The sequence below is a fragment of the Chryseobacterium panacisoli genome (assembly GCF_008274625.1).
In the GTDB taxonomy this organism is placed as follows: Bacteria; Bacteroidota; Bacteroidia; order Flavobacteriales; family Weeksellaceae; genus Chryseobacterium; species Chryseobacterium panacisoli.
Genome location: NZ_VTRU01000001.1, coordinates 845,786 through 869,677, shown reverse-complemented (window position 1 = coordinate 869,677; position 23,892 = coordinate 845,786). Strand labels below are relative to the sequence as shown.

The window sequence follows — 23,892 nt, the reverse complement described above, 5'->3', positions numbered from 1 at the left end:
GAATTTATTTGAATAAAATTGAAACTATATGAAACAAAGTAATTTAAAGTATTCATGTCTCATTGCTGTTCTGTACTTTGGTATGAACGTCAATGCTCAGACTACTCCAAAAGATACTACTGCCAAAGAGCAGAAGATCGAGGAGGTAGTTTTGATCGGATATGGATCTCAGAAAAAAGAAAACGTTACGGGAAGTATCGGAATGGTTTCTGCAAAGGACCTTGCTGATAAACCAAACGCTAACCCAATAAGCTCAATACAAGGTAAGTTATCCGGGGTACAGGTTTTAAATTCCGGTACGCCGGGAAGTTCTCCGAGAGTAGATATCAGAGGGGTAGGTTCCCTGACTGGTAAAACAGTATTCATCGTTGATGGAATGATCACTGATGACATCTCTTTCCTTGGTCCTCAGGATATTGAGTCTATGAGTGTATTGAAAGATCCTTCCAGTTTAGCCATCTTCGGAGCAAGAGCAGCTAACGGGGCAGTAATCATTAAAACAAAAACAGGAAGAGGGAAACCGATATTCAATTTCAATTCTTATCTGGGAATTAAGAAGGTTACCAATGTTCCTAAAATGACCAATTCTGATCAGTATATTGAGCTTTATAATGAAAAGCTGATGAATGATAATGGGAATCTTAATGGAGCACTTTCCAGAGCTAATTTTCCTGCAGATACAGATTGGTTCAATGAAATTTTCAGAACAAGTATCATTAATTCTAATGATTTCTCAGCTTCAGGAAGTTTAGGAAAGCTTAATTATTATGCAAGCATAGGAAATCTACAGGACGAAGGTAATATTGCTGCAGGGCAGGGTATTAATTCAGGTTCAGGATTTAACAGACTTAATACAAAATTAAACCTTAGTTATAAGATTACTGATAACCTAACCATCGGGAACAATTTCACATTCTCTAAAATGCGTACCGATCAGGCAAAAAATCCTTTATTAAACGCTTATAACGCACCTCCTATCTTTTCTGTGATGAATCCGGGTACAGGAGACTATCAGTTCTTTAACGGATATTCTATTCCTAACCCACGTGCGATATTAGATTTATATCGTTCTCAGAACAGACAGGAAAGATTATTGAACAATGTCTGGGCAGAATATAAATTTTTGCAGGACTTTACTTTAAGAGTAAGCTATACAACAGACAATTATAACACAAATCTGTACGAATATACTCCTACATTTAATTATGTTCCTGTTTCTGATCAGAAGCCTAATAAGCTGATTACAAGAGATTCAAGAAACAGAAATTATATCTGGGACAATACTTTAAGCTGGAAAAAGTCACTAGGAGATCATAACCTTGAAATTCTTGCCGGTTTTTCAAGAACAAGAAATTCTTATTCCCAAACGTATTTAGAAGCACTTAACGTTAATTATGACGGAACCAATGCTTCGATGAATATTTTCAACGGTACTAATATCATTATGATTGATAAAGACGTAGAAGGATATGATGTAGTCCCTTATCAGGATAGAATTGAATCTATGTTTGCCAGAATTAACTATGACTATAAAGGGAAATATCTCTTGAACGGATCTGTTCGTAGAGATGGGACTTCTAAATATTCATCAGGAGACAGACATAGAGTATTCCCTGCGGTAAGTGCCGGATGGGTAATCTCGAAAGAAGATTTTATGAGCAATCAGAATGTATTCAGTCTTTTAAAACTAAGAGCAAGCTGGGGAAAACTGGGTAACCCTGATGTAACAAGAGCTTATACTTTAAGAACTACAATTCTTAAAGAAGGTGCATATTATGGAGATTCGGGATCACCTGCCCAGACTATTGACAGAGTAATTGATCCAAACATAGGTTGGGAAACTACAACGGGTAGAGATATCGGGTTAGAAATGGGATTATTCAATAATAAACTGAAAATTGATGCTACATATTTTGATAAAGATACTGAGGATGTAGTATATGGTGTTACACAAGGAACCGTTTCGGGCGCAAGTAACTGGAAAAACTTTGTTACTAATGCCTATTCATTCAATAACAGAGGTTTTGAAGTTTCTGTAAATTATGACACCAAAATTTCTGATAAAGTAAAATTAGGAGTATATGGTAACCTTACTACTCTTAAAAATAAAATTACATCTGTATATCAAGGTTCATATCTTGAAACAGGAGCCAGTTTATTTGGAAACTCTATTGTAAGATTACAAAACGGACAACCTGTTGGTGCATATTATGGATATGAGGTAGCAGGTGTATTCCAGACGGATGCAGAAGCTGCTGCTTCCGGTCAAACCGGGGCAAAAGCAGGATGGCTTAAATTTACTGATATAGACGGAAACGGAGTAATTGACACCAGAGATAAAACATTCTTAGGAAGCCCGATTCCAAAAGGAACTTATGGATTCGGAGTTAACTTAAGTGTTCATGATTTTGATATTGCTGTAGACTTCCAGGGGGTATTTGGTAACAAAATTTATAACTACAACCGTGAGCAGCGTTATGGAAATGAAAACTGGGATCTTGATTTCTACAACAACAGATGGCATGGTGCAGGAACATCTAATGCATACCCAATGACTACCAACAACCAGTCTATTATTCTTCCAAGTAGTTTCTTTGTAGAAGATGGAAGCTATTTCAGAATCAGAAATATTACGGTAGGATACAACTTACCTAAAGATTTCGCAAAATCTTTATTGCTTACTAAATTCAGACTGTATCTAAGTGCTCAGAACCCTTGGACGAGTTTTAAGTATACTGGATTTTCTCCAGAGATCATGAATACAGATAGAGTGCAGATGGGAGTTGATAATAATATTTATCCAATTTCAGCCATTTATACAATCGGTATGAACTTAACATTTTAATTAGAAGAACATGAAAAAAATATTTTTATCCATCGCTTTATTTTCACTTGTAATAAGTTGTAAAGACGATTATCTGGATATAAAACAGGAAGGAGTAACAGAAGCAGATTCCTTTTTCAAAACTCAGGATGATGCCATGCAGGCAACGAATGCTATTTATGTGTTTTTAAGAAGCTGGGAAAATTCTGCATTTCCTTATCAGTTTATATTTGGAGTGCCGGCAGATGATGTTGTAAAAGGTTCTAATCCTGGAGATGCTTCATTTATTAATGCTTACGATCAGTTTACTTATACAGTAAGTGACGATGGAGTAAGAGGATACTGGATCGGACAATGGCAGGCGGTAAACAGATGTAATCAGGTGATTACAAATGTTCCTAAAATTGAAATGGATGCTACTTTAAGAACAAGATTGGTTGCTGAGGCAAAAATGTTGAGAGCTTATTTTTATTTTAATCTATTAAGAATTTATGGAGGGGTTCCAATCTTTGACGGGATTCCTTCTACTTATACAGTTCCTAGAAATTCTGCAGAAGAAGTTTATAACTTTATTATTTCTGATCTTACCAGTGCAGCAGAAATACTTCCTCAGACTTATGCTGCGGGAGATCTTGGAAGAGTAACCAAAGGAGCGGCTTTAGGATTGCTTTCAAAAGTATATCTGTATAAAAAAGATTGGCAGAAAGCATATGATACATCTAATCAGGTAATGTCTATGGGATATGATTTAGATCCTGATTTCAACCATGTATTCAGAATCGGAGGTGAATTTGGAAAAGAATCCGTATTTGAAGTAAACTGTGAATGTTCTACTCAATTCGGAGGAAGCCAGTATGCTGAAGTACAGGGGGTAAGAAACCAGTTTGGATGGGGATTCTTTACACCTTCCCAGGCTTTGGAAAATGCATTTGAGCCGGGAGATATCAGAAAAGAACTTACAATTCTTAGAAATGGGGAAACGACTCCGGAAGGAGATCTTATTGCAATGGGAGATCCAAACTCTGTAACTACATTCAATCAAAAAGTATATGTTCCTAAAGCTTTGAATAATAATGCTTGTGCTTACGGATCGAAACAGAATATCAGAATTTTAAGATTTGCAGAAATTCTTTTGATTAATGCAGAAGCTGCAAATGAACTGGGTAATACCTCTGTAGCTGTTACTAACCTTAATAAAGTAAGAACCAGAGCGCAGTTGGCAGGTACAACAGCTTCAACACAGTTAGCATTGAGAACTGCAATCTGGCATGAACGTAGAGTAGAACTTGCTTTGGAAGGTGACCGTTTTGTTGACCTTGTAAGAACGGGGCAGGCAGCTACGGTACTTGCTCCTTATGGATTCAAAGCAGGGAAGAACGAACTATTCCCGATTCCATTGGATGCAATGAATGCAAGTTTAGGATTGTTTACACAGAACCCTGGATATTAAAATAAATCATAAACATTAGAGGAGAATGAAAGTTCTCCTCTTCTTTTAGAACCTATAACAAGAGATCTCATGAAAAGGAACATATTATCAATTGCTGTCACCTCTTTATTTTTTGTGTATTCCTGTAAAAATGCTCCTGCAGCAAAACAGGAAGTTGGAAAAACTGAAGCTGTAAAAAGTAATATTACTGATGAACAGCTGATGGATAGAGTACAAAAAGATGCTCTGAAGTATTTCTGGGATTATGCAGAACCTCATTCAATGTTAGGAAGAGAGCGTTATCACGAAGATAATATCTATCCGGATAATGATAAACATGTTATCACTACAGGAGGTTCTGGCTTTGGTCTGGCAACGATTCTTGTGGGAACAGAAAGAGGATTCGTTCCGAGAAAAGAAGCGGTAAAAAGGCTTACTCATATCATGGATTTCCTGGCCAAGGCAGACCGTCACAAAGGTGCCTGGCCGCACTGGATCAATGGGGAAACCGGAAAGACGGTTCCTTTTGGCAAAAAAGATAATGGCGGTGATCTTGTGGAAACCGCTTTCCTTACTTCGGGAATACTGATGGTCCGTGAATACTTTAAAAATGGAAATGCAGAAGAAAAAGCACTGGCAGCAAAATGTGATGAGCTATGGAAAGGGATTCAGTGGAACTGGTATACCAAAGGAGGTGAAAAAGTTCTTTACTGGCACTGGTCACCGGAATACCAATGGGAAATGAACTTCCCTCTGGAAGGGTATAATGAATGCCTCATTACCTATATTCTTGCAGCATCTTCACCTACGTATTCCATTGATGATGAAACGTATTACAAAGGCTGGACAAGAAACGGAACCTACCTTACAGACAAAACAAAATACGGATTACCTCTGTATGTAAAACACAATTACGCTGAAGAATATGGCGGACCGCTTTTCTGGGCGCAATATTCATATATAGGACTGGATCCTACGGGATTATCTGATAAGCTTGTGAAAAACTATTTTGATATCAATAAAAATCAAACCCTTATCGACTACAAATACTGTGTTGAAAATCCAAAGCAATGGAAAGGTTACGGGCCTAACTATTGGGGGCTTACAGCCGGTTATACCAGAAATGAAGATGGAGGTACAGGATACACAGCGCATATGCCCAGCAATGATAACGGTGTGATAACCCCTACAGCCGCACTGAGTAGTTTTCCTTATACACCAAAAGAATCAATGGCTTTTTTAAGATTCATTTATACTCAAAAACCTGAATTTATAGGATCTGCAGGCCCTTATGATGCCTCGTCTATCAATTACGACAACTGGTTTACACCAAGATATCTGGCTATAGATCAGGGGACAATAGCACCCATGATCGAAAACTACAGATCAGGATTCCTTTGGAAACTTTTTATGAATGCTCCGGAAATTCAGCAGGGATTGAAAAAATTAAGCTTTCAGTCACCTAAATATGGAATTAATTAAATTCAATAGAAACGGGCTTTAGCCCGTTTAAAAATAAAAAGATTCAAATCCATGGCTTTAGCCAAAACTTAATAATATGAAATTAAAACTGAAACACATTTCTCTTTTACTGCTGCCGTTCTCATTACAGCTGAGCGGACAGGAAATAAAAGCAGAACTGAATCAAGAAGTTAAAAGGCAGGAAAAAATATCCTACATTCTGGACTATCCTCAGAATGCAAAAGGAAATGTACCTTTGATTGTTTTTCTTCATGGTTCTGGGGAGCGTGGAAATAATCTTGATCTGGTAAAAGCACACAGCCCGTTTACCTATAAAAACCTGATCAAAGAACCCGTTGCTATTCTGGCACCTCAATGTCCGGAAGGATCATGGTGGGATACTGTTACCGTTTATAATCTGATCAAGGAAATTCAGAAAAAATATAAAATTGATGCTTCCCGTATTTATCTTACAGGACTTTCTATGGGAGGATGGGGAACTTTGAAACTCGCCATGGAACATCCTGAAATGTTTGCAGCAGTAGCTTCGGTCTGTGCTCCTACAGATCAGGTAATGACGGCTAGTATTCATCAGTTTAAAGATTTGAATATGAAAATATTTCATGGTGGAATGGATGATATTGTTCTGCCTGCCAATGCTTTTAATTTTTATCAGAAACTGCATCCCGTAAACCCATCTGCAGAATTGGTTATTTTCCCTAATGATAATCATAACTCGTGGGATTCGGCCTATTCAAACCCGAAGCTTTATGAATGGATGCTGTCTAAAAAGAAAGAAAAGTAACCCGACACACAATGATCGAAAGATAAACCCATCGAATTAAAACTAAAAATATAAAAACAATAATTTAAGAAGATAGATTTATGAAAAAGTTAATTGTAATCGCCACTTTAGCATTGGCACCTGTGTTTTCTGCACAGGAAATGGTAACAAAACCCGTTCAGTCCTATCAGACGGCTCAGTACCAGGCTAAAAAGAAAGCATTTGTAGACAACCTTTTGTCAAAAATGACATTGGATGAAAAAATCGGCCAGCTTAACTTACCAAGTTCAGGTGATTTTACGACAGGTCTTGCCAAAAGCTCGGACATCGGTAAAAAAGTCGAACAAGGCTTAGTGGGTGGACTATTCAATATAAAAGGAGCCGAAAAAATCAGAGCCGTTCAGAAAGTAGCTGTGGAAAACAGCCGTCTGAAAATTCCTTTGATCTTTGGGATGGATGTTATTCATGGTTATGAAACTACATTCCCGATTCCATTAGGTTTAGCCGCTTCATGGGATATGAATCTGATTCAGCAGTCAGCAAGAGTAGCGGCAAAAGAAGCTTCTTCTGATGGGATTAACTGGACATTCTCTCCAATGGTAGATATTTCCCGCGAACCAAGATGGGGTAGAGTTTCTGAAGGTTCAGGCGAAGACCCTTATTTGGGAAGTGAAATTGCAAAAAATATGGTGTATGGTTATCAGGGGAAAGATTTATCCGTTGGGAATACCATTCTGGCCTGTGTGAAGCATTTTGCATTATACGGAGCAGGTGAATCAGGAAGAGACTACAATACCGTTGATATGAGCCATGTGAGAATGTTTAACGAATATTTTCCACCTTACAAAGCGGCTGTTGATGCAGGAGTAGCTTCTGTGATGGCCTCTTTCAATGAAGTGGATGGCGTTCCTGCCACCGGAAGCAGATGGCTTCAGACCGAAGTTTTAAGAAATCAGTGGAAGTTTAAAGGCTTTGTGGTGACTGATTACACAGGAATCAATGAAATGGTAGACCATGGTATGGGAGATCTTCAGCAGGTTTCTGCACTGGCTCTGAAAGCGGGTGTTGATATGGATATGGTAGGAGAAGGTTTTTTAACAACATTAAAAAAATCTTTATCTGAAGGGAAAGTAACACAAGCTGAAATTGATCTGGCAGCAAAAAGAGTTCTAGAAGCAAAATATGACTTGGGATTATTTACAGATCCTTACAAATATGGTGATGCAAAACTGGCCGCAAAAGAAGTTTATAACATGGACAACAGAAACGTTGCAAGAAGTGCTGCCGCTCAGTCTATGGTTTTAATGAAAAATGAAAACCAGGTACTTCCTTTGAAAAATTCAGGAACTGTTGCCGTAATAGGACCATTGGTGAACAATTCATTAAACATGGCCGGAACATGGAGTGTTGCTGCAAAACATGATAAAGCAGTAAACCTAATGCAAGGTCTTCAGGCTAACTACGGAAAAGAAGTAAAATTCCTTTCTGCTAAAGGTGCTAATATTGATTATGATGCTAAGCTTGAAGACATCTATGCAGCTCACGGTAAGAAAACAGACAGAGATAACCGCTCCAAAGAAGAATTATTGAAAGAAGCAGTAGATATTGCCAACAAAGCAGATGTTATCGTTCTTGCTATTGGAGAATCTGCGGAAATGAGTGGTGAATCTTCTTCAAGAACAGAAATTACCATTCCTCAGTCTCAGGTTGATTTATTAAACGAATTAAAGAAAACAGGAAAGCCTATTGCAATGGTTCTTTTCACAGGCCGTCCTTTAGCTTTAACCAATGTAAAAGATACTCCTGATGCCATCCTTAATGCGTGGTTTGCAGGATCTGAAGCAGGAAATGCAATTGCAGATGTTCTTTTTGGAAAAGTAAATCCATCAGGAAAACTTCCGATGACTTTCCCAAGAAGCCTTGGACAGGTTCCAATCTATTATAATGCTAAAAATACAGGTCGCCCATTAAGCCAGGAATTAACTGATAAATGTGAGTACCAGAGATTCCGTTCCAACTATATGGATGAATGTAACACACCGTTGTATCCGTTTGGATTTGGGCTAAGTTATACAAAATTCGGATATTCTGATATGGCAGTTTCAAATGCCAACCCGAAAGGAGATCAGACTGTTCAGGCATCCGTTACCGTAACCAATAATGGAAACTTTGATGGTGCTGAGGTAGTTCAGCTGTATATCAGAGATATGGTAGGAAGTATTACAAGACCAGTAAAAGAATTGAAAGGTTTCCAGAAAGTATTTCTGAAAAAAGGTGAATCCAGAAAAGTAACCTTCGATATCACTCCTGAAAATCTGAAATTCTACAACGGAGACTTGAAATATGACTGGGAATCAGGTGAATTTGATATCATGATTGGAACTAACTCTGAGAATGTTCAACACTCAAAAGTTAACTGGACTAAATAATTTAAGAAAAGTTATTCACAGAAATGTGTATTATGTGTTTTTTGGCATGATTTTTAATAATACCACGGTAATTATTATTATATGCAAATCGACATGAAGAAAACAATTTTATTGAGTACAATGTTCTTAGGTTCTTTAGTATTCGCGCAAGAAATGCAAATAAAAGGTGGCGACAGGGATGCACACGGTTGTATTGGTTCGGCAGGGTATACTTACTCTCAGATTAAAAAAGACTGTGTAAGAACTTTTGAACAGAAAATAAAGCTGACAGAAGTGGCTCCAAAAGAAAGTTATACTTCTATAGCTGCCGTTATTTTCAGCAAAGACATGAAAAAAGCTGAGGTTTTTATAAAAGATACCGACTCAGAAAGCATCATTCTTACCAGAGCAGGAGGTAAAGCCAAAGCATGGAAAAAAGATGGTTATGTATTGGTTCCTTACAAAAAAAACGGATATCAGCTTAAAAAGGATAATATTGTGATCTACCAATAAGATCAGATTTCAAAATGAAAACCACTCGGAAGAGTGGTTTTTTTTGTACCTTAGATGAATCAACTAATACCCTATTTGGGGACATAGTTCTACCAACCAGAAAACAAAAATTTTACATATGAAAAAAACAATTTTATTCAGTGCAATGTTCCTTGCTACTTTAATTTTTGCACAAAAACAAGCTCCTGTTCTGGGAGGTGACAGAGATGTTCACGGTTGTATCGGTTCTGCAGGATACACCTACTCACAGTTAAAAAATAATTGTATAAAAACGTTCAATCAGAAAATAAAACTTAAAGAAGTAAACTCGGATAAAAGCTATACCTCAATGACCGCAATAATTTTTACGAAAGACATGAAAAAAGCTGAAGTTTTTATTCCGGATGGAGCCGCGAAAAGCATTATCCTGAATAAAGATGGAAAAGGGAAAATCTGGAAAAGCGGAACTTATATTAAGGACAGCTATGTTTTAACTCCCTATAAAAAAAGCTACCAGATCAAAAAGAATGATGAAGTAGTCTATCAGTAAAATAAAATTCAAAAAATAGGAAACCACTCGAGAGAGTGGTTTTTTTGTGCTGTATACTCATTAGTTTTTAAAATAGATTTTTATGCGACAAGTTTTGTCGTTATCCGGAGATAATTTTGCATCAGGAAAAATGAAAATATCAATATAAATAAAGTGAATTTAACAATAAATAGTATGATTTACAGGATACCACATGAAAGTGATTTTCATATCTTAAAAAGTGTTAAATTTGCGAAGTTTTAAGAAGCTAATTACTAACTCAGAAAACAACATTGGAATGAAAAAAATCTATATTGGTGCATTCACCTTATGCACGGTCTTGGGAATCTCTGCCCAGGAAGTAGTATGGCAGAAAGATATCAAATCCTCTACCCAGGATTTTCTAAGCCAGGTTACTACAACCATTGATCAGCAATATTTAATCACGGGAAGCTCTATCCAAAGCGATAAGCAGCAAGCTTCAGGCAGTAAGCAAAATAATGGTTACGATTTTCATTTGGTAAAGCTAAACCAGCAAGGAAATGATGTCTGGGAGAAATACTTCTCAGGATCAAATCATGATTATTTATCAGCAACAGTCACCACACAGGACGGTGGGTTTCTATTGGCCGGAACCTCTTATTCAGGAAAAGGTTTGGATAAAAAAGATGATTCCAAAGGAGGATCAGATATCTGGCTCATCAGAATCAATGAATTTGGTGATGAATTATGGCAGAAAACCCTGGGAAGCTCTTCCGATGAAGAAGCAAGATCTGTGATTCAAACTACAGATTTAGGGTTCTTTGTGGCCGGCAATGTACAGAACGCTGCAAAAGGTTACGGTTCCAAAGACGTTTGGATTACGAAATTGGATAAAGATGGAAAAGAACTTTCCCAATTAATCTTAGGTGGGAAAGGCTTAGACGAAGTGGAGAAGATGATTCCAACGAAGGATGGAGGAGCTTTATTGGGAATTTATTCCAGGAGTTCTGAGGTCCGTGTTTCGGGATCTGGAGAAAAGACAAGCGAAACCACCCCGAACCCAGTATCCCGTATCGCAAAATCCACAGATAATTTTGGCGAGGGCGACTACTGGATCGTAAAGCTGGACAAAAATGGAAAAGTAGAATGGGAAAAGAACTTTGGAGGGAAAGGAGATGATCATATCAGAACATTGGCATTAACATCAACTGGCTTCATCATTGGTGGAGAATCCAGATCGGAGAGATCGGGAAATAAAACCATAGGCATTGAAGAAGGGACAGACCTTTGGCTGATTTCTTTAAATGAAAGAGGTGATGAACAGTGGCAGAAATCCTATAATTTCAAGAACAGAGATATCCTGATGGGAATGAATGTGATTCTGAATCAAGATGCAAGAATCAAGAACCAAGACGTCACAAAAGGAATATTGTTGGGAGGTTACACACAGGCTGAAGGAAGAATACAGACTGATGATGAAACCTTCTGGATGCTCTATTTGGACCAAAATGGAAATGAGCAATGGAGAAAACATGTGAAAGGAGAATCCAGACAAAGAGAAGAGAGACTTTCAGATTTGAAACTAAATAGAGACGGTTCTATTATTCTGGCTGGAACCAGTGCAGAGGAATTGGGAAAAGAAAACTGGAAGATTGTAAAGCTGGGAGACAAACAGGTTGATCAGCTGATTGAAAAATACGACATTAAAATTTATCCAAACCCTGTTTCAGATTATGCTTATGTAGAAATCGGATTTGATTTCAAAGAAGCAGATATTCTTTTATACGATATGTCTGGAAGACAGCTTCAAAGTATTAAAACAAAGAACAGAGTAACCAAGATTAATACCCAGACTTTGGTACAGGGAGCATATCTGGTGACTATAAAAACGGATACCAATAAAACAGCGAACGCTAAATTGATAAAAAAATAAACTTGATGAAAAGATTATATTCACTCATATTATTAATAATGTTAACTGGCTTTTCTTTCCAATTGCAAGGGCAGGGCCTCAATTTTAAACCGGTCAATATCAAATCACCTGAATCTTACAGTTATGAAAGAATGGGGAATATTCCTATTAATATGAATAGAGGTACTATTGATCTCAATATTCCTTTATTGGATATCAATATTGATGGTTTTAGCAGTTCAATATCATTAGGCTATGATTCTTCAGGATTTATTCCTACAAAAAAATCAGGGTTTGCGGGGCTGAATTGGTCCATTAATGCTTCTGGTGCTATTACACGCGAAGTAAGAGGAATTCCAGACGATTTTACAACTGTTCAATCCGCTTCCCTTAATGGATTTTTATCAGCCATAGCATATAATAAATCAGCTAATGATATTTATACAAAAAATTTTCAGTTGAGCATTGGACTTTCGACTCCTTGGCCAGGAATTTTTAATGGTTCTGTCTCTTCAGAACTTGAGTCTGACAAGTATAATTTTAATTTCTTAGGTATTTCAGGATACTTTACTTTAAGCAATGATGGTACTCCTTTAATAAGATCTAACGATCCCAACCTTGTAGTAGATATCTCTGGGTATTCACAGCAATGGGTTGCCGAACAAACCAATTGCAAACCAGAAATATCATCATTTAAAATAATTGATGGTAATGGAAACAAATATTATTTCGGAGGAAGATATGATAACTTAGAGCTCTCGAGTGATTTAGGAAATTATCAAACTAATCAGGGCGCATATATAGGTGATGCTGACTTTACAATTACTTCCTGGTATCTAAATAAAGTAGAACTTAATAATGGACGTACAATAAAATATACTTATAATGAAGATGATCCTATTGGTGCAGGCAGTAATTACTGTACGCAAAAAAATGCAATGCCACATCTAACGAATGCAGGCAGTTTCAATTTTTCATTTGATATCAACAGGTATTTTTATCAGGAAGCACAAAATACAACAGCACAGTATGATTATTCTTGGGCAGGTTATTCTGTATCAGGATCTTCACAAAGTAGTACTTGGCAAAGTCCATATATTAGAATCAATCTTACCAAAAAAGCAATGCTGAAGGAAATAAATGTTGATAATCTTTATACTATTTTTTTTACTTATGACACCTACAATGATGACTTGGGTTATAAATCGTATAAACTAAAAAAGATTGAAGAAAAATACCAAAATAATATTACTAAAACTATTGATTTTACTATTAGCCCTAAAGGAAGTTCAAAAAGAAGATGGCTACTTACTGCATTAAAGATCAACAATAAAGACTACGGATTTGAGTATTATAAGGATACCTCTTTTCCGGATGATGCTACAAGAGGGGTAGATTATTGGGGATATTATAATGGGAAGCCGGAAACAAATATGATGATTCCTGATTATAAGTTCTATGCTAATACGGGAGATACCGAAATACTCTCAAATAATCGAAATGTAGATTCTAATTTTAATGATATAGGTTTATTGAAAAAAGTTATTTATCCTACAAAAGGATATACGGAATTTTTTTATGAACCTAATACATTCTCTTCCAGATTAATGAAGAATTCGACAACAGCTTTTTTTCCTCAAATAGGTAATGAGACTGGAATAGCAAGTGGTATGAGAATCCAAAAAATGATAGATAATGCGGATAATATAATACCTGTAGTAAAGACTTATAAATATACGAAGGACCTCAACTCCATTGAATCTAGTGGCATTTTAAAATCACTTTATAGTTTTGTTGATTATGTTGAATATAAGCAAAGTGCACCAGGGGGGTACACCTTAAAAAAAGAGCTTAAACAGACTGGTTCAAATATAGAGCTTCAGGCATATTCCAGTAGTAATATTGAGTATTCCAATGTTTTCGAATATGTTGATGGACAAGTGCAAAAGCAGCACACATTCTCAACTTATAAAACAAATCCGGATATACTGAATAGTAACAACTATTTTGTACAGATACATATTCCACAATTTAACTATGATCATACGCTTCAGGATTATCTTAAAAACAAAGAGACCGATCTTGAAGATAGAAGTTTTACCAGAGGAAAATTAATACAGGAAGATTATTATAAAGATAATACAGTGATTAAAACAGTTAAAATGAATTACGGATTTATTGATAAAGATTACTGTAAGAACTTTTCTAAAAATAATATTTTGGCTCTAAATTGTAGGAATGTAAACCAAGATTATACTACTAGGGTAAAAAAAATATCCAATGCATGGGAACTGTTCCAAAAAGAGTTTGTAAAACCTTATGCACTAATTTCATTACAGATTGAAGAAAAGAATATTGGTGGAAATCTAATAACTCAAAATGGTTATGTTTATGATGATATTTCATATTTAAATAACAATAAGATAAATACTACTTTTTCAGATGGTAAAATAGTATCAACTGAAAAAAAGTTTGCTCAGTCCTTAAATAAGCCTGCGCTTATTAATTTAAATATGACAGGAATTCCTTTGCAGGAAATCACTTCACAAACGGTAGGAGTTGCTAATAATTTTTTATCAAAAATAGAACATGTCTATCCGGATTCATTGCCAACCATACAAGGAGGGAATCTAATGGTTCCTCTATCAATTCTTTCATATGATCTTCAGAATATTGCTACTTCAAGAACTGAAATATTCTATGATAAATATGATCCCAAAGGCAATCTTCAGCAGTTTACAACAAAAGATGGCCTTTCCACAGTAATTATCTGGGGATATAACCTAACCCAGCCTATTGCTAAAATAGAAGGTGCGAAATTAACAGATATTCAACAGTCCTTAATTGATTCGATTGTGACAGCTTCTAATACAGATGCTTCCGCTACTCCAAATAATGATGAAACATCGTTTTTATCTGTACTCAATACATTTAGAGATAGTTTGCCCAACTATCAGATAACCACTTATACCTATGACCCTTTAGTTGGGGTAAGAAGCATCACTCCACCATCAGGAATCAGGGAAGTATATCTTTATGATTCGGCTAACAGGCTTAAAGAGATCAGGGGAAACAGCCAAGCGGGCAACTTATTAAAAGAATTTAAATACAACTATAAACAATAAAAAAACTTAAATTATGAAAAAAATACTATTCATTGCAGGAATTTTAGCAGCTCAATTCTCTTTTGCCCAGCAAGGGGCGTTTTCTGAAGTAACCATTCAAAATCCATCTCCTATTTTATATTTAAAAAGAAGTACCAATGATGGAGGATTTATCCGAGGAATTCAAACTCAATATCTGAATGGGGATAAAGGGTGGTTTTTTGGTGATTTACATGGCAGTCAATGGATTGTTTCCAAAGGAGATTATACGAATCCAAAATTGGTTATCAATGATAGTAATGGATATGTGGGAATAGGAACTGTGGCTCCTTTAAGCAAACTTCATGTTGCAGGAACTATTATGGCAGGAGCTGGCGATTCTGTGACCGGAGTTAATGCTTTTTCTATCCCGTATGCCAGTGGCTCAATGAATAACTGGGGAGCATTACGAAGCTCTGGCTCTTCTTATATGAGTTATGGAGTAAAAGCAAATGGAGCAAATGTAGGATGGTTATCAAGCAGTGGGGAAGGGAGCTTTGTAAAAACAGCCATTACGCTCGATAATGAAGGTTTCAGATTATTGGCTTCATCCTCCCAGCAAGTAGCAATAGATTCGCCGGTTTCGATGCCTGAAATCATGAAAATTTCTTCGGCAGGAAATGCTTCACTGCAAGGTAAGCTGGAAGCTAAAGAAGTCAAAGTAACTCTAACTCCAACCGCGGATTTTGTATTTGAAGAAAACTATGACCTTCCCAATCTGGAAGAGGTCGCAAAACATATTAAAGAAAAAAAACACCTTCCTGAAATTGCTTCCGCAAAAGTAATGGAAAAAGAAGGGGTAAATGTTGGTGAATTTCAGATTAAGCTATTGCAGAAAATCGAAGAACTTACTCTATATGCTATTAAACAGGAGAGACAATTAAAAGATCAACAGGAAAAAGTGCAGAAACTGGAAGAAGAAAATGCAGCTCTGAAAAATGTTGTTTCAGAAATAAAACAATTGAAAGAACAGTTTCTTAGAATGAAATCAGAGACAACCCATTAATAGAGAAAAATGTTTAGAAAAATATATATAAGCATTGGGTTGTTATGCGGCCTTTATCATTATGGGCAGGTGGTTTTAACAGCCCCTCCAGCCCCTAACACTGAAGTGGCAGATCCCCAAAGTATACGAATGCTTCCTGGATTCAAGTTCAGTTCTGCCAATGGAACCTTTCGGGCTTACATCGGAGCGTCTTCATCTGGTAACGGGGAAACTTATACTCCCATCACTGTAAATTATTCGTCCAGTATTCCAACGACGGAAAATTATATTTACACCCGACAGTATCTGGTACCCACAACCGTTTCAGACGGATCCCTTCAGCAGGTACAGAGTGTTCAGTTTTTTGATGGGCTGGGAAGACCCAAACAGTTAGTCAATATTAAATCTACTCCCACAGGAAAAGATTTGGTAACCCATATTCCTTATGACGGATATGGAAGACAGGTGGATAGCTGGCTACCGGTTCCTATGAATTCACTGAGTGGAAATATCCAGACCGGAGTAGAAGGAAGTGCAAACAGTTACTATCAGTCTAATGGGATTAATGATACTTATCCTCTTACCCACAAAACCTTGGAAAACTCTCCGCTTGACAGAATATTAAACCAGAAAAATCCAGGTAACGACTGGCAAAGTAAACCTGTTGTTTTTGGATATGAAGCAAATGTCACTGGTGAGGTTAAAAAATATACCACTGTTACCACATGGGTTGATGGGGCTACTTCTTCTGCACTTAGTGTATCCGGTTCATACGGAGATGCACAGCTGTATAAAAACACGGTAACCGATGAAGATAATAATAAAACCATAGAATTTAAAAATGGCAGAGGGCAGACATTGCTGGTAAGAAAAGTTATCAGTGCTTCAGAAAATGCAGACACTTATTATGTCTATAATGAATATGACCAGCTGGCATTTGTTATACCACCTTTAGCTTCGGCTTCAGCAACAGTTTCAGCTTCCGCACTGGAACATCTTTGCTATCAGTACAAATATGATGGTAAAAACAGGCTTGTAGAAAAGAAGCTTCCGGGAAAAGGTCTGGAACAAATGGTATACAATAAAAAAGATCAGGTTATACTGTATCGTGATACTGTTCTCAAAAATGGAATTACCAGTTTTTCAGCAGATCAGTCATGGATGTTTACAAAATATGACCGTTTCGGAAGAGTAGTGTATACAGGGATTACCAGAGATACCAATCCAAGAAATACGATACAGAATACTATTGATAATCAATCTGGTGATACTTTTGAAACCCGTGGTGGAAGTTTTACGCTGAATGGAATGAGTATTGAATATGGAAACACTTCTTACCCTACAGCAGTCGACAAGCTTCTGACTGTAAATTATTATGATACCTATCCTCAGGGAGCTCCGGCAGTGAGTACGGTTTTAAATCAGGAAGTACTGCCGCAGACAACACAGAATTCAGAGGTAAGTACCAAAAGTCTTCCAACCGCTTCTTATACTAAAAATGTTGAAAATGACAGCTGGACAAAAGTGTTTACTTACTATGATAAGAAAGGGAGAGCAATCTCTACCCATTCTTTAAACCATCTTGGAGGATACACGAAGACGGAAAGCTTTCTGAAATTTTCCGGAGTACCGGATTACAGCCTTATTGAACACAAAAGGACGGCCAGTGATACAAAAGTTAATATCAAAGAAACCTATGAGTATGATCATCAGGAAAGACTGGTAAGGCACTGGAATCAGGTCAATGGAGGCGCTCAGGAACTTTTGGCGGAAAACCTTTACAATGACCTGGGACAATTGCAGACTAAAAATGTAGGAAATACTACAGGTAGCCCACTGCAGCGTGTTAAATATGCCTACAATATAAGAGGCTGGATGACAAAAGTTAATGATCCTGCTAATTTGCAGAATAAACTTTTTGCATACGAACTTCGTTATAATAAACCCAACAGCCAGTTTTCGGGTTCTGCCAGATATAACGGAAATATTTCCCAGATGTCATGGATAACGCAGAATGACGCGGTACTGAGAAATTATTCCTATGAATATGATGGCCTTAACCGACTTAAGGAAGGACGTTTCTGGGATGCCATGAACTTAGAAAGAGGAGAATACCACGAGCAGCTTACCTATGACCTTAACGGAAATATAAAAACCCTTTTAAGAAGAGGAAAGCAACTTCCAGGGTATACAGCCCCAGAAGTAATGGATAATCTGGAATACCATTATGAAAATGGGGAACAAAGTAATAAGTTATCTTACTTAAAAGAAATCGGAACCGGAAATTCGATAAGCGGTTACCCGCTAGCATCAGGAAGTACAGGAAGTACTATTACTTATGATGTCAATGGAAATATGAAAACTCAATTGGATAAAGGAATTTCTTCCATCCAATATAATTATTTAAATTTACCAGGAAAGATTACCCAAAACGCCAAAGTAACAGATTATATTTACAGAGCAGATGGCGTGAAAGTAAGAAAGGTTTTCGGAACAGAAACAACTGATTATCTGGATGGTTTCCAGTATACTAATTCAGTATTAAAGTTTTTCCCTACAGCAGAAGGGTATTTTAATGTTGAGACTGGGAAGTATATATACAATTATACAGATCACCTTGGGAATACCAGATTGAGCTATGCTAAAAATGGAGCAGGAACAGAGATGATTGAAGAGAGTAATTATTATCCGTTTGGATTGAAGCATGAAGGGTATAATGTTTTATCGGGGAATTCTGCGTATAAATATAAGTACAATGGCAAGGAGCTTCAAGAGACTGGTATGTATGATTATGGAGCGAGGATGTATATGCCGGATTTGGGAAGGTGGGGAGTTCAGGATGCTTTAGGAGAGTTATATTATAACAATAGTCCTTATAGCTATGTAACTAATAATCCTATAAGGCTTATTGATCCTACAGGAATGTGGATAGATATACAAGATGGAGATACAACTTATCGTTATAATAATGGCAAACTATATACACAAAATGAAAAAACTAAAAAGTGGGATGTTGAAGCAAGCGTAGGGGATACTAGCTATGCAGGGCAAATTTTATCTGCATTAACATCTATATCTAGTGATAAAGAAAGCTCTTTTGGGAAAACTTTTTTAGGTTTATTTGCAAATGACAATATAAATACAACAATACAGTCTAGTGAAGGAACTTCTTATGCAGGGAAAAATGGAACATATACGGATGGTTCAGGTGTAGTAACTTCTTTTACACAAGATGTTAATACATATACATCCAAGTTTGGTGAAACTCCTATAAAGACAAAAATTCCTTTTCATGTAACTTTATTTCACGAATTAGGACACTCTTTTTTTGATCAAATTGCATCCCATGAAGAACTTGGTAAATCTTGGGTAAATGCAGATGATGAAAATAATTTTTCTAAGGATATTCCACAATCAGAAATTGCGGCTTCATATATTGAAAATTTACTGCGCTCCGAACAAGGGCTACCAATCCGAACAAGCTATAGCCCCGATGCAGCTACTTCAACAACATTAGTTAATACTAATAGTATACAATGGCGTCCTACAGTTCGTAATGTCAACACACGAGTTTTCACTATGCCAGTAAATGTTCAGGTTATTTACAATAAAATATTGAATAGTAAAAAATAATATCATGCGAAAATATATTTATATGTCTTTGTTCTTTTTTTTCTTGAATTGTAATCCCTTGTATAAACAATATAAAGAAATGAATAAAAATGCTAAGGGAAATTTATATAATGAACAACTTAGAAATATTAAATCTATTCTTTCTAAAGAGAATAGAAGAGCTATTTTAATAATATCTTGGGAAAAAAATATCTTGGGAGAAGATGGGGGACTTTATTATAAGGCATTAATATATGATCCATTAAGCGGGGAAAAGAAATTGTTTAGAACAACAGAAAGAAATCCGGAAACGATAATAATCCCTGAAGATAATTCTGATGTGAATTTCAAAGAATTGATATACATATTAGACAACTATATAAATGGTAATGAAGAATATCTATTGTCGTTAAAGGACTCCTTTAATAGTGCGGAAATTGGATATCCTTATTACATTTATGATTTTGCGAAGGATAAAAAAATAAAAATAAAATCCTTTGTTTTCGATAAAAACGGAAAATTGATTCAATAGTTTCTATTGATGAACATATAAAAACCACTGCTTTGCACAGTGGTTTTTATCTTATAAACAGCTTCAATCAATTATATTCCTCCATTCAATATAATTATCTAAATTTACCAGGTAAGATTACCCAAAACTCCAAAGTAACAGACTATATTTACAGAGCAGACGGAGTAAAAGTAAGAAAGGTTTTCGGGACAGAAACAACTGATTATCTGGATGGCTTCCAATATACAGATTCGGTATTAAAATTCTTCCCAACGACAGAAGGGTATTTTAATGTTGAAACCGGAAAGTATGTGTATAATTATACTGACCACCTTGGAAATACCAGATTAAGCTATGCTAAAAATGGAGCCGGAACAGAGATCATTGAAGAGAGCAATTATTACCCGTTTGGATTGAAGCATGATGGATATAATGCATTAGCAGGAAATCCAGCATATAAATACAAGTACAATGGTAAGGAGTTGCAAGAAACGGGCATGTATGCAATGGATTTCCGTCACTACATGCTAGATATTGGAAGATTTACAGGAATGGATAGATTTTCTGAATTAGCCCCAGCTATAAATTCCTATCGCTTTGCATTTAATAATCCCATTTTATATTCTGATCCTACGGGGCTTTTTGAAACTAGAAAAGAAGCAAGAGCGTATAGGAAAACACATGGTATTAAAGATACTATAAATAAAGAAAGTGATGGTTCATATGCTATTAATGACAGGGCTAATTATGTGAGTTATAATCAAGGAGCAGAACCTTCCGGGGATAGTCATCCAGGAGATGGTGTTGCGGAAAGGGCTTTATTAATAGGTAAAAAAGGAAACTCAAATAAGACATATGACCCTTCTACTATTGGACAGAATATATTTTATTTATCTTATCTGGGGGGAAATAATCCCAAAAATAGATTTGATAAGAGACTAGACGATTTTACTTATATTCCAATGCGTTTATCTGAATATCCTGCAATTGGTCATGATAGAAGATATGATAATTTGAAAATAGCAGGAGCAAAAGGTTTACTGACAAATACTAGAGCTATAGGAACAGATTATAAATTTGTAGGAGAAGAATTGAGTATTGCATTAAATCCATTTAGTGGTGCAGCAGATGTCGATAGATTACAGGCCGCTTCAGTGAGTATAGGTTTAGGCATAGCTGCATTGCCAAAAACATTATTTAAATATTCCGCATCAAATAATGCTTATGACTTTATTCAAGATGTGAAATCCGATTATAAAAAAGCTAGTCAAGGTGTTACAAATACTCCAACTGGTGCTACTCGTAATGAGATGATAAAAGATGGCTTGAAGGACTTCAATAAATGACTTATGAAAAAAATAATTATTTTAATATTTATTACTTTTTGCTTATATTCCTGTAATTACTTTAATGCTGGTAGTTATCCTTATGCAGAAGTTTACACTATAAATAAAAAAGAGTCTTCTTTTTTAAATGATATTGATCAATTTAAGAAAGAGCATCCAGAATTTATAGTTCCAACTAAGTATAATATTAGAGATGGAAAAAATTCACATTGGAATTTTATTTCTTTTTACGCAAATAGTAAAATTTATTGTACTTGGACAAGAGAGGCGGTTGATTCCACTAAAACGGATTTTGCATTTATTGGAATTTATAAAAATATAGATAAAAACAAGGATTATATAGAAATAAATAAGAATGATGATGAGGAAAATACCCGGGAAAAGAAATTTTTTGAAACAAAAATATTAAATCCAATTTTAAAAAAGTAAAAGAAGAAAATAGTGCTGGATGTACTTATTTGATATTTCCCCACGTTGGCGCGAGCATCTGGCTCGTGTCTACAAGTAAAACAAAACCACTGTATAAGCAGTGGTTTTTTTATGTTATAAGCTCTTTCAGTCGATTGTATACTTTCATCCAATATAATTATCTAAATTTACCGGGCAAGATTACCCAAAACTCCAAAGTAACAGACTATATTTACAGGGCAGATGGCGTGAAAGTAAGAAAGGTTTTTGGAACGGAAACAACCGACTATCTGGATGGCTTCCAATATACTAACTCAGTATTAAAATTCTTCCCAACAGCAGAAGGGTATTTTAATGTTGAGACTGGGAAGTATATATACAATTATACAGATCACCTTGGGAATACTAGATTGAGCTATGCTAAAAATGGAGCAGGCACAGAGATCATTGATGCCAATAACTATTATCCTTTTGGATTGAAACATCAGGAGAGTCCTATTGTGCCAACTCCTTTTGGAGGTGTTCCCTATAATTATAAGTACAATGGAAAGGAGCTCCAAGAAAGTGGTATGTATGACTATGGAGCAAGATTCTATATGCCGGATATTGGGAGATGGGGAGTGGTGGATCCGCTAGCAGAGAAGATGACAAGACATAGTCCTTACAATTACGCGTTTAATAATCCAATAAGGTTTATTGACCCTGATGGCAGGGAAAATCAAGATTGGTTACAACGAGGAAATCAAATATTTTTTGATTCGGAAATAAAAACCCAAGAACAGGCTACTGCTAAGTATGGAGAAAATGCACAGCATCTTTCGGAAGGTAGTTCAATTACAACAAAAGAGAATGGGGAAATAATTTCTCAATATACTTTCCACGATAATGGAACAATAACAAATGCTGATGGTTCTCAAAAAAGCAGTAAAGAAACATTTGAAACAAAAGACGGAACTACTATTATAGGAACAGAAAGTAAAGGGACTAGCATAACCTTTAGTATAAATGGAGTTTTAGGAGGCGGATTTGGATTTGACGTTGGTTTAGTTAAAGACTCTGGGAATAATTGGGGACTATCCTTTAATAAAAATATAAACTTCGGTTTAGGTTTTGAGGGTGGCTTCGGTATAGGACGAATTTCTTCAAGTCATTCCGGACCATTTTTATTAGAAGATTATGCTGGTGAAGCAAAATCTTTTATATCACCTATTGGTGTTACATATGGGGGAACTTTTGATCCCAATTCTACACCTTTGGAAATGATGAATCCTTTAAATGTAGGAGCAGGAAAAAGAGGGGTTACCGAAATAAGTGCAGGATTAAAAGGAATTGGCACAGGAGTCTTTTATAAACGATTTAAAACATCTGTATGGGATTTTTAAAAAGAAATATTAACAAAATTATTTTATTATTCTTCGGAATTGTGCTTTGTGGGATAATTATAAAAAAAATATTTGATCCCAACCTATCTAAATATAAATATTTTAATCAGCACTGTAATGGACAAGTTATTTCAAACTCATATGACCTTATGACTCATTTTAATATTGTCAAATCATCAGATGGTAATAAAGTTTATTTGGAAGATTTAAAAATAATTTCATTAATTAAAATAGGAGATTCTATAGTGAAGAATAAGGACGTTACTTACTTTACTGTTTATAAAAAAAACAATACTAAAGTAATTTATGATATGTACAATAAAAATTTAAAAATAGTACCGTGTCCACAGCAGAATAAATAATATTCCTGCATTCAGAAATATTTTAGTCAATTGAACTCAATAATAGAACATGATGAAATATAATTATGAATAGTAGAATTATTATAAGAGCAATTATATATTTAATGATGTTTTGTGGAATAATCATAGTAATTGATATTATATATAATATTATAGTTTCTCATCAATTAAAATCAGCTAACATAATATTTGATGTTATTTTTGGTTTTCTATATTGGATATTATTTATTTTTCTGGGAGACTTCAAAAATAGTATTTTGGCTTTGATAATATATTCTACGATAAAATCATTAAAATTTAAGATGCATCCGGGAATTTTTTA

The 23,892-nt window shown here is 35.6% G+C and carries 16 protein-coding genes; all 16 read left to right on the top strand.

Features of this window, described 5'->3' with window-relative positions; genetic code table 11:
* Nucleotides 1-28 precede the first annotated feature (28 nt).
* The 16 genes from FW781_RS04105 to FW781_RS04030 all read left to right on the top strand — a co-directional run bounded on the left by FW781_RS04105 (nt 29) and on the right by FW781_RS04030 (nt 23,570).
* A complete protein-coding gene (locus FW781_RS04105) occupies nt 29-2,845 on the top strand; it encodes a SusC/RagA family TonB-linked outer membrane protein (protein ID WP_149386247.1) in 2,817 nt (938 codons plus the stop codon).
* 10 nt (nt 2,846-2,855) lie between these two features.
* A complete protein-coding gene (locus tag FW781_RS04100) occupies nt 2,856-4,274 on the top strand; it encodes a RagB/SusD family nutrient uptake outer membrane protein (RefSeq protein WP_149386246.1) in 1,419 nt (472 codons plus the stop codon).
* Between the two features lie 69 nt (nt 4,275-4,343).
* Complete coding sequence (locus tag FW781_RS04095) at nt 4,344-5,735, top strand: glucoamylase family protein (RefSeq protein ID WP_149386245.1); 1,392 nt, start codon at nt 4,344-4,346, stop codon at nt 5,733-5,735.
* A gap of 76 nt (nt 5,736-5,811) precedes the next feature.
* Complete coding sequence (locus FW781_RS04090; protein WP_149386244.1) at nt 5,812-6,519, top strand: carboxylesterase family protein; 708 nt, start codon at nt 5,812-5,814, stop codon at nt 6,517-6,519.
* A gap of 80 nt (nt 6,520-6,599) precedes the next feature.
* On the top strand, nt 6,600-8,927 hold the full coding sequence (gene bglX / locus FW781_RS04085; RefSeq protein WP_149386243.1) for a beta-glucosidase BglX: 2,328 nt from the start codon (nt 6,600-6,602) through the stop codon (nt 8,925-8,927).
* 93 nt (nt 8,928-9,020) lie between these two features.
* Complete coding sequence (locus FW781_RS04080) at nt 9,021-9,419, top strand: hypothetical protein (protein ID WP_172625659.1); 399 nt, start codon at nt 9,021-9,023, stop codon at nt 9,417-9,419.
* Between the two features lie 118 nt (nt 9,420-9,537).
* Nucleotides 9,538-9,948 (top strand): hypothetical protein, encoded by a 411-nt coding sequence (locus FW781_RS04075; RefSeq protein WP_149386241.1) that lies wholly within the window; start codon nt 9,538-9,540, stop codon nt 9,946-9,948.
* 277 nt (nt 9,949-10,225) lie between these two features.
* The gene (locus FW781_RS04070) at nt 10,226-11,842 is read left to right on the top strand and encodes a T9SS type A sorting domain-containing protein (protein ID WP_149386240.1); all 1,617 of its coding nucleotides are present in this window, start codon (nt 10,226-10,228) and stop codon (nt 11,840-11,842) included.
* Nucleotides 11,843-11,847: 5 nt separating this feature from the next.
* Nucleotides 11,848-14,946, top strand: a complete 3,099-nt coding sequence (locus FW781_RS04065; RefSeq protein ID WP_149386239.1) for a hypothetical protein — start codon at nt 11,848-11,850, stop codon at nt 14,944-14,946.
* Nucleotides 14,947-14,959: 13 nt separating this feature from the next.
* Complete coding sequence (locus FW781_RS22615; RefSeq protein ID WP_228720134.1) at nt 14,960-15,970, top strand: hypothetical protein; 1,011 nt, start codon at nt 14,960-14,962, stop codon at nt 15,968-15,970.
* Between the two features lie 9 nt (nt 15,971-15,979).
* Nucleotides 15,980-19,582, top strand: coding sequence for a DUF6443 domain-containing protein (locus tag FW781_RS04055; protein ID WP_149386238.1), 3,603 nt, complete (start codon nt 15,980-15,982; stop codon nt 19,580-19,582).
* Between the two features lie 79 nt (nt 19,583-19,661).
* Nucleotides 19,662-20,093 carry a hypothetical protein gene (locus FW781_RS04050; RefSeq protein ID WP_149386237.1) on the top strand — a complete coding sequence of 144 codons (432 nt, stop codon included), beginning with the start codon at nt 19,662-19,664 and terminating at the stop codon, nt 20,091-20,093.
* Nucleotides 20,094-20,125: 32 nt separating this feature from the next.
* Nucleotides 20,126-21,418 carry an RHS repeat-associated core domain-containing protein gene (locus FW781_RS04045; RefSeq protein WP_228720133.1) on the top strand — a complete coding sequence of 431 codons (1,293 nt, stop codon included), beginning with the start codon at nt 20,126-20,128 and terminating at the stop codon, nt 21,416-21,418.
* Between the two features lie 3 nt (nt 21,419-21,421).
* Nucleotides 21,422-21,847 (top strand): hypothetical protein, encoded by a 426-nt coding sequence (locus tag FW781_RS04040; RefSeq protein ID WP_149386235.1) that lies wholly within the window; start codon nt 21,422-21,424, stop codon nt 21,845-21,847.
* 65 nt (nt 21,848-21,912) lie between these two features.
* Nucleotides 21,913-23,208, top strand: a complete 1,296-nt coding sequence (locus FW781_RS22795; protein WP_394349708.1) for an RHS repeat-associated core domain-containing protein — start codon at nt 21,913-21,915, stop codon at nt 23,206-23,208.
* Nucleotides 23,196-23,570: a hypothetical protein gene (locus FW781_RS04030; RefSeq protein ID WP_149386233.1), complete on the top strand. Its 375-nt coding sequence runs from the start codon at nt 23,196-23,198 to the stop codon at nt 23,568-23,570. The genes FW781_RS22795 and FW781_RS04030 overlap by 13 nt, the downstream gene beginning before the upstream one ends.
* The last annotated feature ends 322 nt before the right edge of the window (nt 23,571-23,892 follow it).